Consider the following 12252-nt stretch of genomic DNA (forward strand, 5'->3'; position numbering starts at 1 on the left):
AGCGCGCTTCCCTGACACGGAAGAGGTCACTGGTTCGATCCCAGTATCGCCCACCACCACGAAGGCCGTCCCACCCGGGACGGCCTTTTGTCATACCCCTGCGAGGCGGGCACAGCGCCGCCCCCACCCCACGTCCCACGGGCCCGACCACGCGCGCCCGATGCGGGCCAGCACGACACGCCACCAGCACAGGGACCGCACGAGCAGGCCGCCGCACCAGCGGCGCCACGGGCGGCCGCGTGACCACGGCCCCTTCCGACGTCGGGTTCTCGGGGCCTTCGCCGTTCCGATCGGTGACCTTCGATCCATCCACGGGCTCGCGCCCCTTGCCCTCGTCGACACGCGCTCGACCCAGCTCGAGCAGCAGCCCCACGACGCGGGCACGGACATCGGGAGCCCCCGAGATCACGCCGACCCTGGCGAAACCGAGTACGCCCGCTCGCTCGCTGGCCACGCGACGCCCGACACGCGACCGCCCGGGGCCCTCAGGTCGGCCCCCTCGCTCTCGCCACGTCCCACGACCCCCGCCCCGGCCGCGCAACGCACTGACCTGGGGCGATTTGGACTCTTGCCCCATCTTTCGGCTAGAGTCTGTGACGCGCCGAAAAACGCCGGAGAGATCCGGGCGAGGTTCGGCAGTGCGGACGTGGCTCAGTGGTAGAGCATCACCTTGCCAAGGTGAGGGTCNCGTCGTCTGGCCGAGAGCGGCATGCACGTCGCCGCGCTCACGCCCGAGCGGTTCGCCGAGTGGCTCGGGGAGGGGCTCGTATGACGCCCGCGTGGTTGGCCGTGTTCGCGGGGTACGACGATGGTTCCTCGTCCGGGACCGCGAGCTCACGGTCCGCCAGGAGGACGGGTACCTGCGCTCGGTGGTGAGTCTGTGACGCGCCGAAAAACGCCGGAGAGATCCGGGCGAGGTTCGGCAGTGCGGACGTGGCTCAGTGGTAGAGCATCACCTTGCCAAGGTGAGGGTCGCGGGTTCGAATCCCGTCGTCCGCTCGGATAAGTCTTCGGACTTGTCGGGTTCGAGTCCCTGGTGGAGTGGCCGAGAGGCGAGGCAGCGGCCTGCAAAGCCGTGCACGTGGGTTCGAATCCCATCTCCACCTCTCAGCAAGGCAGTATCCCTTGTGCTGTTCTCTCGCAGAACAGCCCTGGGCGATTGGCGCAGCGGTAGCGCGCTTCCCTGACACGGAAGAGGTCACTGGTTCGATCCCAGTATCGCCCACCACCACGAAGGCCGTCCCACCCGGGACGGCCTTTTGTCATACCCCTGCGAGGCGGGCACAGCGCCGCCCCCNAGCGCGCTTCCCTGACACGGAAGAGGTCACTGGTTCGATCCCAGTATCGCCCACCACCACGAAGGCCGTCCCACCCGGGACGGCCTTTTGTCATACCCCCCTCGGGCCCCGGAGCTCGCCGAGCACGATGACGAGTACTTCTCGACTCACGCCGAGCTGTTCGAGGGATCGCGTGCGACTCGACCCGTCCCTTGTCGCGGTGGCGGGTCGCACGTAGCGTCGGGAGCATGTGCCGCAACATCACCGCCCTGCGGGGGCTCGAACCGCCCGCCACCGACGAGGAGATCCAGGCGGCGGCCTTGCAGTTCGTCCGCAAGGTCGCCGGGGTCCAGAGCGTCAGCGCAGCGACCCGTGGGCCCATCGACACGGCCGTCGCCGAGATCGCCGCGACCGTCACACGGCTGCTCGCCGAGCTGCCCGAGCGCCGTCAGCCACCGAGCACGGTCCCCCCGCTGCGCCGGGCCGAGGTCCGGGCCAGGATCGCTGCACGCGAGGCCGCCGAGGCCGCGCACGAACGAGCGCACGAGCTGGGCCTCGTCCACGAGCACTGAGGCCGGTCCACGGCGCACCGGCCCAGGGAACCTCGTGCGCGACGCCCTCGTTCACCTCACGTCCCGCGCGAGCGTCTAGGCTCGTCGGGTGGACTCCCCCGCCAACGAACCCGTCAGCGCCTCGATGCGCCGCGCCAAGGCCGAGGCCCGCACCTCGCACGTCACGATCGGCCATGTCCGACGGGTCGCCGACGGCCGGGTGACGATCGACTGCTCGTGCGGCATGCAGCTCACCAACGGGCCGGACTGGTCGCTCGACGAGCACATCCGGCTGCACCGGGCCGAGGCTCGCTACGTCGCGCTGAGCAAGGTCGCGCCTGCCGGCATGCCGCGACTCGTCGCCGTGGACCAGGACCGGCTGCCGACGCTCGGCTAGCAGTCGACCGGCACGACCGACTCACGGTCCGACGTGCCGTCAGTATCCCGTCAGAGCTCGTCCGGGTCGTCCCACGACCGCCCGCTCGACATCCCGTCGGTGGCCCGCCGCTCCTCGTCGGCGAGCGACTGCGGAGCCTTGGAGGCGTCCCCGCCCTCGCGGACGTCGGCCTCTGCCTCCTGTTCCAGGGTCAGCCGGGAACGCGGGGAGATGCGTGCGGACGAGACGTCGCTCTCGTTCAGGTCGACCGCGTCAAGGGCGCGGTCCTCGCTCGTGCTGCTCATACCCCTGGTCTAGCAGGTCCCACGGCCCCACGCACGGCTCCGCGCCGACCAGGACAGGGCTGCGGCGGCGAGATCACCCGTCAAGGCTGGTCGGTGAGTCGCAAGCTTCGAGCGATCCGGACGAGATCCGCGCTTGGCACACTATTTATGCATGGGAACTGAGCGACGCAGCTCCGCCGTCGGGCCCCGAGGCGCGCTCACGCTCCCCCCGGGCGATACTCGGGCCATGGCTGCCCCGGCTCCTCCCCGGGCCCTCCGGGGCCTCTTCCCCACCCTGCACGGGTACCGCATCGCGTCGCTGCGCACCGACGTGCTCGCCGGCCTCACGGCCGGCGCCGTCGTGGTCCCCCAGGCCATGGCGTACGCGACGATCGCCGACCTGCCCGTCCAGTACGGGCTCTACACGTGCATGCTCCCGATGGTCGTCTACGCGGCCCTGGGCGGATCGCGCGCGCTGAGCATGTCGACCACCTCGACCATCGCGACCCTCGTCGCGACGTCCCTCGTCGGCCTCTCGACCGTCAGCGGCGGTGGTGACTCCGAGGCGCGGATCCGGGCGCTCGCGACCCTCACGGTCCTGGTCGGGGTCATGCTGCTCGTCGCGCGCGTCCTGCGGCTGGGCTCGCTCGTGCAGAACATCAGCCACGCGACGCTCACGGGCATCAAGGCGAGCGTCGGGCTGACCGTCGCGGTCGGGCAGGTCCCCAAGCTCCTCGGGGCGCGCGAGACGCTCCACGGGCACGGGTTCGTCCCCGAGCTCCGCGCAGCCTTCCGTGCGTTCTCGGACGTCAACGGGACGACCGTGCTCCTCTCGGTCGTCTCGCTCGCGGCCCTCGTCCTCGTCAGCAGGGTCTGGCCCCGGCTCCCCGCCCCCTTGATCGTCGTGACGGGTGGCATCCTCGCCGCGACGTTCGGCGGCATCACCGACCGCGGCGTGAGCCTCGTCTCCCCGATCCCTGCCGGCCTGCCCACGATCGTCCTCCCCCGGCTCGGCGACGTGCCCCACCTGCTGCCCGCGGCCGCTGCCATCGCCATCATGGCCTTCCTCGAGTCCGTCGCGGTCGCCCGCGAGGTCCGCAACCGCAAGGACCCGCGCATCGACCCCGACCAGGAGCTGCTCGCCGTCGGGGCGGCGAGCCTCGTCGGCGGGTTCACGGCCGTCATCCCTGCCGCGGGCGGCTTCTCCCAGTCCGCGGTCGCCCAGCGCGCCGGGGCGCGGAGCCAGGTCGTGAGCGTCGTGACCGCGCTGCTCGCGGTCCTCGTCGCCATCTTCCTCGCCCCCGTGCTCGACCACATGCCCGAGGCGACGCTCGGTGCGGTCGTTCTCGTGGCCACGCTCGGGCTCGTGGACGTGCGAGAGTTCCGGGCCCTGACCCGCTTCGACATGTCCGAGCTGTGGATCGCGGTCGCGACCACTCTCGTCGGGCTCCTCTCCGGGCTCCTCGCGGGAGTGGCCGCGGGCGTGCTCATGACGCTCTTCATCGTGCTGCGCGACCTCGACCGCCCCCAGGTCGAGGTCCTGCGGCACGGCCCGGGAGGGTGGGAGCCCTCGCCGGACGAGCCGCTGCAGCACGACGCCCCGACGGCGGGCGGCATCTCGCACGCCGCCGGCACCACGGATCCCACGAGCGACCCCGGCCCCACGGACACGAGCCCGCTCTCGGACAGCAGCCTCCTCGTGCTCCGGCTCCGCGGCATGCTCTACACGGCCAACGTGCGTCCCACGGTCGAGCGCACGGCACAGCTCGTCCGGGCCGCGAGCGCCCGGACCGTCGTGCTCGAGGTGAGCGCCATGGACTGGGTGTCCTCGACGGTCGTCGACGAGCTCGAGGACCTCGACGACGAGCTGGCCGAGAACGGCTGCCGACTGTTCCTCACCGGGGTCGCGCCGGCGCTCGAGCCGCGGCTGCGCGCCTCGGACTGGTTCCGGGAACTCGAGGCCCAGGGCAGGGTCGTGAGCACGATCGACGCGGTGGAGGTCGCGGGGCGCGCACCCCACCCACCGGAGACGACGACCCCGGGGCGCGCGACGTCGTCGGGCGCCGACGTGCCTCCGGACGGCCCTGGCACCCCCTCCGCGAGCGCCCCTTCCTGAACGTCGGGGCGTGCCGTGGGCGACAACGGGCGCCCGGGATGAAAGGGTCGACCCATGCAGACCTGGCCGGGCCGACCGTATCCGTTGGGCGCGACGTTCGACGGGACGGGGACGAACTTCGCCCTCTTCTCGGAGGTCGCCGAGAAGGTCGAGCTGTGCCTGATCGGCGACGACCTCGACGAGGAGGGTCGCCCCCGCGAGACGCGCGTCCTGCTCGAGGACGTCGACGCCCACGTGTGGCACGTCTACCTGCCGGGCCTGGGCCCGGGCGTGCGCTACGGCTACCGGGTGCACGGCCCGTACGACCCGGCCGCAGGCCACCGGTGCAACCCTGCGAAGCTCCTGGTCGACCCGTACGCCAAGGCGATCGACGGGCAGGTCGACGGCGACGAGTCCCTGTTCTCCTACCGGTTCGGCGAGACGCCGGCCGTGCAGGCCGCGACGGGCGGCGCCCTCGGGGCGGTCGCCGGCGGGTCCGAGGGCAGCTCGCCCGACGGCACCGACGACGAGCCGCACGAGTCCTCCGGGGAGCCCCCGGCCCCGCCCTCGCCGAGCAACACCGAGGACTCGCTCGGGCACACCATGCTCTCGGTCGTCGTCAACCCCTTCTTCGACTGGGGCCACGACCGCCCGCCCCAGCACGACTACCACGACTCGGTCATCTACGAGGCCCACGTGCGGGGCATGACCATGCTCCACCCCGACGTGCCCGACGAGCTGCGCGGGACGTACGCGGGCATGGCCCACCCGGCCGTCGTCGAGCACCTGCGCGCCCTGGGCGTCACGGCCGTCGAGCTCATGCCGGTGCACCAGTTCGTCAACGACCCGAGCCTTGTCGCCAAGGGGCTGTCGAACTACTGGGGCTACAACACCATCGGCTTCTTCGCTCCCCACAACGGCTACACCGCGTACGGCACGCGCGGGCAGCAGGTCATGGAGTTCAAGGCCATGGTCAAGGCGCTCCACGAGGCCGACATCGAGGTGATCCTCGACGTGGTCTACAACCACACGGCAGAGGGCAACCACCTGGGTCCCACGCTGTCGTTCCGCGGGATCGACAACGCCGCGTACTACCGGCTCGTCGACGGCGACGAGGCCCACTACTTCGACACGACGGGCACGGGCAACTCGCTGCTCATGCGCTCGCCCCACGTGCTCCAGCTCATCATGGACTCGTTGCGGTACTGGGTCACCGAGATGCACGTCGACGGGTTCCGCTTCGACCTCGCCGCGACGCTCGCGCGCCAGTTCCACGAGGTGGACCGGCTCTCGGCGTTCTTCGACATCGTCCAGCAGGACCCGGTCGTGTCCCAGGTCAAGCTCATCGCCGAGCCCTGGGACCTGGGCGACGGCGGCTACCAGGTCGGCGGGTTCCCTCCCCTGTGGACCGAGTGGAACGGCCGCTACCGCGACACCGTGCGCGACTTCTGGCGCGGGGAGCCCGCCATGCTGCCCGAGTTCGCGAGCCGCCTGACGGGCTCCTCGGACCTGTACGAGCACTCGGGCCGCAAGCCCATCGCGTCGATCAACTTCGTCACGGCCCACGACGGCTTCACGCTGACGGACCTGGTGTCGTACGACGAGAAGCACAACGAGGCCAACGGCGAGGGCGGGGCCGACGGCGAGAACCACAACCGCTCGTGGAACTGCGGCGTCGAGGGCCCCACCGACGACCCCGAGGTCCGCGCGCTGCGGGCGCGTCAGCGCCGCAACTTCCTCGCGACGCTCCTGCTCTCCCAGGGCGTCCCCATGCTCTCCCACGGCGACGAGATCGGCCGCACCCAGCGCGGCAACAACAACGGGTACTGCCAGGACAACGAGATCACGTGGATGGACTGGGGCGGCGCGGACGGGCTCGACGAGGAGCGCAGCAGCCTCCTGGACTTCGCCCGCCGCATGGTCGAGATCCGGCGCGCGCACCCGCTGCTGCACCGGCGTCGCTTCTTCCAGGGCCCTGCGGGCACACCCGACGGCGAGATCCCGGACATCGACTGGTTCGACCTCTCGGGCAGCCGCATGGACTCGACCGACTGGAACCAGGGGTACGCGCAGTCCGTCATGGTGTTCCTGGGCGGGGACGACCTGCCCGAGCGGGACCGGCGCGGGGAGCCCATCGTCGACGACTCGTTCCTGCTGCTGCTCAACGCCTCGGACCGCGCGCTCGACTTCACGCTGCCCGTCGCCACCTACGGTGCGTCGTGGCGCACGCTCGTGAGCACGGCGGACGGGGCCGAGCCGGAGCCCCTGACGTACCGCGCGGGCGACCACCTCACGGTCTCGTCGTTCGCCACGGTCCTGCTCGTGCGAGCCCAGGGAGAGGCGCACGCCGGATGACCTCGCGCTACCGCAACACCGCCAAGCCGCCCGACGACGCCCCCATGATCCCCGTCCCCGGGCCGCGTCCCGTCGTCTGGGCCCCGCGCGCCCGCACGATCGAGGTCGTCCTGCCCCGCAGGGCACCGCACGACGAGGACGGCGCAGGGACCGACGCCGCTCCCGGGCCCGCCGCAGAGCCCGAGCGCCGACCCCTGCGCCTGATCGGGATGCACGTGCCCAACTGGTGGGGAGCCGACGACGAGCTCGCGCCGGGCACCGACTACGGGTTCTCGATCGACGGCGGCCCGCCGCTGCCCGACCCGCGCAGCCCCCGCCAGCCGCACGGCCTGCTCGGCTGGAGCCGCTCGTTCGACCCGGCGTTCGACTGGTCCGACGAGGCGTGGCAGGGGCCCGACGCGCGGGGCGCGGTCCTCGACGTCGACGTCACGACGTTCACCCCCGAGGGCACGCTCGATGCAGCCGCCGCGCGACTCGACGCGTTGTCGGCGCTGGGCGTCGCGGTCGTCGAGCTGCGGACGATCGGGTCGGTCGCGGGCGTGCTGTGCCCCCATCTCTACACGGTGTGCGAGGAGATCGGCGGCCCGCGCGCGCTCCAGCGGTTCGTCGACGCGGCCCACGCGCACGGGATCGGCGTCTCGCTCGGGGTCGCCTACCACCGCGCCGCCCCCGGGGCGGCCTTCCTCGAGGCCTACGCCCCCTACCTGGCGCCGCTGCGGACCCGGCGGCGCACGCCCGGCTCTCCCCTGCCCTCGCTCCCCCTGCGGGACGAGCCGGCCGCCGAGGTGCCGGCAGACCTGCCCTCGGGGCGCCGGATCAACCTCGACCGGGCCGGCAGCAGGGAGGTCCACGACTGGGTCGTCGACAGCGCCGAACGGTGGTTCGACGACTTCCACGTCGACGCGCTGCGCATCGCCAGGGTCCAGGACCTCGCCGACGCCTCGCCCGTGCACCTCCTGGTCGAGGTCGCGCGGACGGCGGACGCCGCGTCGCTCGCGCACGGGCGCCCCGTCCGGCTCGTGGGCGAGTGCGAGACCGCGGAGCCCCGGCTGCTCGTCCCGGCCGAGCAGGGGGGCCGGGGACTGGGCACCCTGTGGGTCCGGGGCCTCGAGCGGTCGTTCCACGCGCTGGTCGCGGGCGCCCGCGAGGGTGACGCCACGTGGTTCAACGCCCTGAGCAGGATCCTGACCATGCCGGACGCCGCGCAGATCATGCTCGGCCTCGAGTCCACGGAACGCGTCGACGAGGACGGGCAGGCGATCGTGACCGCGCTGCTCCTCGCCTCGGCGTTCGTCCCCCGCCTCGAGGAGCCCGCGACCTACCGCCTGCGCGCCTGGACCAGCACGCTCCTGCGCCTGCGCCGCGCCGTGCGGGACGACGCGGTCCTCATCGTGCGCCGGGGTCCGGGAGGCGTCGTGCTCGTCCAGCGCGGGAACGTCGTCACGGTCGTCAACGTGGGGCCGCACCCGCGGACCGCGCTGCTCCCCTCGTCCCGTCGCGCCTGGAGCGTGGCCGCCCGGTGGTCGTCACCGAGCGAGCCTGCAGACGCTGCCGGCCCTCCCGGCGCGGTGGACCCAGCCGACCGTCCCGGCACCGCCGACACCCGCGGCACTGCCGGCACCGCCGCCCGCTCCCGGCCCGACCCCGCGAGCGCGCGCCATGATCTCGAGCCCCTCGCGCCGGCCCCCGTCGACGAGTCGTCCGTGCGTGTCGCGGGTCGTTCGGCTGTCGTCCTGACCTCGAGGTGACTAGCCTCACCCGCATGGGAAAGCACTCGTCCGGCTCGGCCGGCCCCGCATCAGCGCCCGAGGACACCACGGCCCGGTCCGGCGCCAAGAAGGTCGCCGGCTGGGACGTGCCGCCCGTCGAGTCGCTGCGCGCACCGCGCGGGTTCGACCTCGCGTCGTTCGACCGCGCCTCGACCCCCGGGTGGTCCCAGGGGCGCAAGCAGGCCGAGCGGTTGCTCGACGCGCACGCCGACGAGCTCTCCGACCTCCAGGAACGCCTGTTCGCCGAGGGCCGCAGCGGCGGCAGCCGGTCCGTCCTGCTCGTCCTGCAGGGCATGGACACGTCGGGCAAGGGCGGGATCGTGCGGCACGTGATCGGCCTGGTGGACCCACAGGGCGTCCAGCACACGTCGTTCGGGGTCCCCACCGCGGAGGAGCGCGAGCACGACTACCTGTGGCGCATCCGCCGCGCGCTGCCGGACCCCGGGTACCTCGGGGTCTTCGACCGCTCGCACTACGAGGACGTCCTGGTGGCCCGTGTCGACGAGCTGGTCCCGCCGGACGTCTGGGAGGCGCGCTACGAGGAGATCAACGCGTTCGAGCAGGAGCTCGTCGCGGGCGGCACGACGATCGTCAAGGTCGCCCTCTTCGTATCCCTCGACGAGCAGAAGGCTCGGCTGCGCGACCGGCTGGAGCGCCCCGAGAAGCACTGGAAGTACAACCCGGGCGACATCGACGCACGCAAGAAGTGGCCCGCGTACCAGGAGGCGTACCAGGCCGTGATCGACCGGACGAACACCGAGATCGCCCCGTGGCACGTCGTGCCGGCCGACTCCAAGTGGTTCTCACGGCTCGCGGTCTCCGAGCTCGTGCTCGACGCGCTGCGACGCCTGGACCTGGAGTGGCCGCCCGCCGACTTCGACGTCGCGACCGAGCTCAGGCGGCTGGAGTCCGCGTGAGGGCGCGTCCGTCCTCGGCGAGCGAGCCCAGCCGGGACAGTGCCCGGAGGTACTTCTTGCGGTAGCCGCCGCGCAGCATCTCCTCGGTGAACATCGCGGCCTCCGCGCCGCCGCTCCCTGCTCCTTCGCCGGGGCCGCCCGCGAGCAGGACCGGCACGTCGCGGTCGTAGAGGCGGTCGACGAGGACCACGAGCCGCAGCGCGGCCGACTGCTCGGTCACGGGGTGGACCCCCGTGAGCGCGACGAGCGTGACGTCGTCGAGCATCGCGCCGTACTTGCTGGGGTGCACGTGCCGGAGGTGGTCGAGCACGTCGTCGAGCGAGTCGAGCGTCGCGCCCGGGTGGCTCGCCGCGACCTGCGCGGCGACCTCCGCGGGCAGGGGCTGCGTCTCGGTCACGACCGCGCGGTGGCGGTAGTCCTCGCCGTCGACCCGCATGACCTCGAACCGAGCCGCCATGGCCTGGATCTCGCGCAGGAAGTCCTCGGCCGCGAAGCGCCCCTCGCCCAGCGAGCCGGGCAGCGTGTTGGACGTCGCGGCGAGCGCGACGCCCCGGTCCGCGAGCTCGCGCAGGAGCCGGGACATGAGGACGGTGTCGCCCGGGTCGTCGAGCTCGAACTCGTCGATGCAGACCAGCCGCTTGGTCGCGAGCGCGTCGACCGTGGCCTGGAAGCCCAGGGCCCCCACGAGGTTGGTGTACTCGACGAACGTCCCGTAGGCCGCGTCGGGGCCCACCGCGTGCGCGAGCGAGGTCAGCAGGTGGGTCTTGCCGACACCGAACCCGCCGTCCATGTAGATCGCCGGCACGGCCTTGCGCTTGGCGAACAGGCCACGCACGCCCCTGCCGGACGCGCCCGGGGCGAGCTGCGCACCGACCTCCTCGAGACGGGCGACCGTCGATGCCTGGCTCGGGTAGGCCGGGTTCGCGCGGTACGTCGCGAAGCGCGCTTCGGCGAAGTGGCGCGGGGGAACGAGGTCCGCGAGCAGCCGCGTGGGCGGCACGACGGGCCGGATGTCCGCGAGCGCCCGCGCGCGCACCGTGCCCTCGGCGCCCGCGCCCGGCAGGCTCGCCGTGCCCGGTGCGGGCGAGGCGGCGGTACGGGGCGGGTTCGACGAGTTCGACGGGGTCCCGGCGAGATCGGGAGGGGCAGCAGTCACGAGGATCCAGCCTACGCGCACTAGCCTGGCGGGATGAGCGCTGTGTCGGACGTCACCCCATCACCCCCTGCCCCGTCCCTCCCTGCGCTGGACGTGCTGATCGGGCCGGGCGGCGCGGGGCACCTCGCCGGGACCCGGCTCGAGGTCACGCCCCGCGAGGAGGAGCTCGCGGCGTTCTACGCGTCCCCGCCGGGCCTGCACGTGCGCGCGAACATGGTCTCGAGCGTCGACGGCGGCGCCTGGGGTCCGGACCACCGCTCGGGAACCATCAACGACGCGGCCGACTGGCGCGTCTTCCGGGTGCTGCGGGCCCTCGCGGACGTCGTGCTCGTGGGGGCGGGTACGGCACGGGCCGAGGGCTACACCGCGCTCGACGTCCCGCGCGGGCTCGAGCACCTGCGCGCGGGGCGCGGGCCGCTCGAGCTCGCGGTCGTCACGCGCAGCGGCCACCTGCCCGCGTCGCTGGCCGGGGGCGCGCGCCCGCCGTTCGTCATCACGGACGAGCACGGGGCGGGCATCGCCCGGGCGAGCGTGCCGGCGGACCGCATCCTCGTCGTCGGGCCCGACGACGACACGCACGCGGGTGCGCCCCGCACCCCCCAGGACCTCCCCTCCCCCACGCCCGGACCCGACCTGCGGGCCGGTCTCGCCGCGCTGACGGAACAGGGGCTGACCCGGGTGCTGTGCGAGGGCGGTCCGCACCTGCTCGCGGACCTGCTCGCCGCCGACCTGCTCGACGAGCTGTGCGTGACCACGACCCCGGTGCTCGTGGGCCCGGGGCCGGGCCGGATCGTGGCCGGCCTGCCGCCCCTCGTCCCGGGTGCTGCCACCGGTCCCACGGCGGGTGGCGAGATGCCCGCGAGCGCCGATCCGGTCCGTCCTCGGCTCGAGCACCTGCTGCACGCGGGCGGGACGCTGGCCGCCCGATGGGCGCTGCGCTGAGAACGTTGACTACTCTGGGCCTGTGACCGACACCATCCTCGTCCTGACCGAAGACACCCTCGCCGCCGTGGACGTGGAGCACATCCTGTCCCTCCACCCCGACGAGACCCTCGCCTACCGGGTCCTGGTGCCCGCCGACACCGAGCGCAACGTCGTCTCCGCGATCATCGACCACCTCAGCGTGGGAGAGCTCAAGGAGGCGTGGGACGAGGTGCTCGGCAAGGAGCCGTCGCGCGCCCAGGCCACGGCCACCGCGCAGGAGCAGCTCGACGCGAGCGTCGCAGAGCTCCGGGCCGCGGGCCGCGAGGCCGAGGGCGCCGTGACCGAGGACGACCCGCTGCCCGCGCTGCGCGCTGCGGTCGCCGCGGGCGACGTCCGCGAGATCGCGATCGTGACCTACCCGCACGCGGTCGAGGACACGTTCCACCAGGACTGGGCGTCGCGTGCCCGCGAGGAGCTGCACGTGCCCGTGCTGCACCTGTACTCGGGCACCAGCGAGCTGGGCTGACCTTCCCGCACGCCGCAGCCGC

General features: G+C 73.0%; 10 protein-coding genes and 4 tRNA genes. 12 read left to right on the plus strand and 2 right to left on the minus strand.

Annotated elements, in window-relative coordinates:
* The first annotated feature begins 927 nt into the window (after window positions 1-927).
* The 6 genes from ASE27_RS11190 (at window position 928) to ASE27_RS11215 (ending at window position 2225) form a co-directional block, all read left to right on the plus strand.
* Window positions 928-999 (plus strand) — tRNA-Gly (locus tag ASE27_RS11190).
* 36 nt (window positions 1000-1035) lie between these two features.
* A tRNA-Cys gene (locus tag ASE27_RS11195) sits at window positions 1036-1106 on the plus strand.
* A 47-nt stretch (window positions 1107-1153) separates the two neighbouring features.
* Window positions 1154-1228, plus strand: a tRNA-Val gene (locus tag ASE27_RS11200).
* 46 nt (window positions 1229-1274) lie between these two features.
* A tRNA-Val gene (locus ASE27_RS11205) sits at window positions 1275-1354 on the plus strand.
* A 171-nt stretch (window positions 1355-1525) separates the two neighbouring features.
* Entirely contained in the window at window positions 1526-1849 is a 324-nt protein-coding gene (locus ASE27_RS11210; RefSeq protein WP_056650069.1) for a DUF2277 domain-containing protein, read from the plus strand.
* Window positions 1850-1937: 88 nt separating this feature from the next.
* Window positions 1938-2225, plus strand: a complete 288-nt coding sequence (locus tag ASE27_RS11215) for a hypothetical protein (RefSeq protein WP_322788314.1) — start codon at window positions 1938-1940, stop codon at window positions 2223-2225.
* A 50-nt stretch (window positions 2226-2275) separates the two neighbouring features.
* On the opposite strand, the gene ASE27_RS11220 is transcribed toward ASE27_RS11215, so the two are convergent.
* Complete coding sequence (locus ASE27_RS11220; protein WP_056650073.1) at window positions 2276-2509, minus strand: hypothetical protein; 234 nt, start codon at window positions 2507-2509, stop codon at window positions 2276-2278.
* Window positions 2510-2735: 226 nt separating this feature from the next.
* On the opposite strand from ASE27_RS11220, the gene ASE27_RS11225 reads away from it, so the two are divergent.
* Genes ASE27_RS11225 through ASE27_RS11240 form a run of 4 tightly spaced genes read left to right on the plus strand, consistent with a single transcriptional unit; the run spans window position 2736 to window position 9624 of the window.
* Window positions 2736-4604: a SulP family inorganic anion transporter gene (locus ASE27_RS11225; protein WP_082608844.1), complete on the plus strand. Its 1869-nt coding sequence runs from the start codon at window positions 2736-2738 to the stop codon at window positions 4602-4604.
* A 54-nt stretch (window positions 4605-4658) separates the two neighbouring features.
* Window positions 4659-6938: a glycogen debranching protein GlgX gene (gene glgX / locus ASE27_RS11230; RefSeq protein WP_056650077.1), complete on the plus strand. Its 2280-nt coding sequence runs from the start codon at window positions 4659-4661 to the stop codon at window positions 6936-6938.
* On the plus strand, window positions 6935-8686 hold the full coding sequence (locus ASE27_RS11235) for a hypothetical protein (RefSeq protein WP_056650080.1): 1752 nt from the start codon (window positions 6935-6937) through the stop codon (window positions 8684-8686). The genes glgX and ASE27_RS11235 overlap by 4 nt, the downstream gene beginning before the upstream one ends.
* Before the next feature lie 14 nt (window positions 8687-8700).
* Window positions 8701-9624, plus strand: coding sequence for a polyphosphate kinase 2 family protein (locus tag ASE27_RS11240; RefSeq protein ID WP_082608845.1), 924 nt, complete (start codon window positions 8701-8703; stop codon window positions 9622-9624).
* On the opposite strand, the gene zapE is transcribed toward ASE27_RS11240, so the two are convergent.
* Complete coding sequence (gene zapE / locus ASE27_RS11245; RefSeq protein WP_056651280.1) at window positions 9602-10687, minus strand: cell division protein ZapE; 1086 nt, start codon at window positions 10685-10687, stop codon at window positions 9602-9604. The genes ASE27_RS11240 and zapE overlap by 23 nt on opposite strands.
* Before the next feature lie 126 nt (window positions 10688-10813).
* On the opposite strand from zapE, the gene ASE27_RS11250 reads away from it, so the two are divergent.
* Both ASE27_RS11250 and ASE27_RS11255 read left to right on the plus strand, forming a co-directional pair.
* Entirely contained in the window at window positions 10814-11722 is a 909-nt protein-coding gene (locus tag ASE27_RS11250) for a dihydrofolate reductase family protein (RefSeq protein WP_082608846.1), read from the plus strand.
* Between the two features lie 22 nt (window positions 11723-11744).
* On the plus strand, window positions 11745-12230 hold the full coding sequence (locus tag ASE27_RS11255; protein WP_056650084.1) for a hypothetical protein: 486 nt from the start codon (window positions 11745-11747) through the stop codon (window positions 12228-12230).
* Window positions 12231-12252 lie beyond the last annotated feature (22 nt).

Origin of the sequence: Oerskovia sp. Root918 (assembly GCF_001428945.1) — a bacterium.
Taxonomy (GTDB): domain Bacteria; phylum Actinomycetota; class Actinomycetes; order Actinomycetales; family Cellulomonadaceae; genus Oerskovia; species Oerskovia enterophila.

Bases quoted from the DNA above. Each gene is read 5' to 3' on its own strand.
- ASE27_RS11240 (WP_082608845.1), top strand. From the start codon at position 8,701: ATGGGAAAGCACTCGTCCGGCTCGGCCGGCCCCGCATCAGCGCCCGAG.
- ASE27_RS11210 (WP_056650069.1), top strand. From the start codon at position 1,526: ATGTGCCGCAACATCACCGCCCTGCGGGGGCTCGAACCGCCCGCCACC.
- ASE27_RS11220 (WP_056650073.1), bottom strand. From the start codon at position 2,509: ATGAGCAGCACGAGCGAGGACCGCGCCCTTGACGCGGTCGACCTGAAC.
- ASE27_RS11225 (WP_082608844.1), top strand. From the start codon at position 2,736: ATGGCTGCCCCGGCTCCTCCCCGGGCCCTCCGGGGCCTCTTCCCCACC.
- ASE27_RS11250 (WP_082608846.1), top strand. From the start codon at position 10,814: ATGAGCGCTGTGTCGGACGTCACCCCATCACCCCCTGCCCCGTCCCTC.
- glgX (WP_056650077.1), top strand. From the start codon at position 4,659: ATGCAGACCTGGCCGGGCCGACCGTATCCGTTGGGCGCGACGTTCGAC.
- ASE27_RS11235 (WP_056650080.1), top strand. From the start codon at position 6,935: ATGACCTCGCGCTACCGCAACACCGCCAAGCCGCCCGACGACGCCCCC.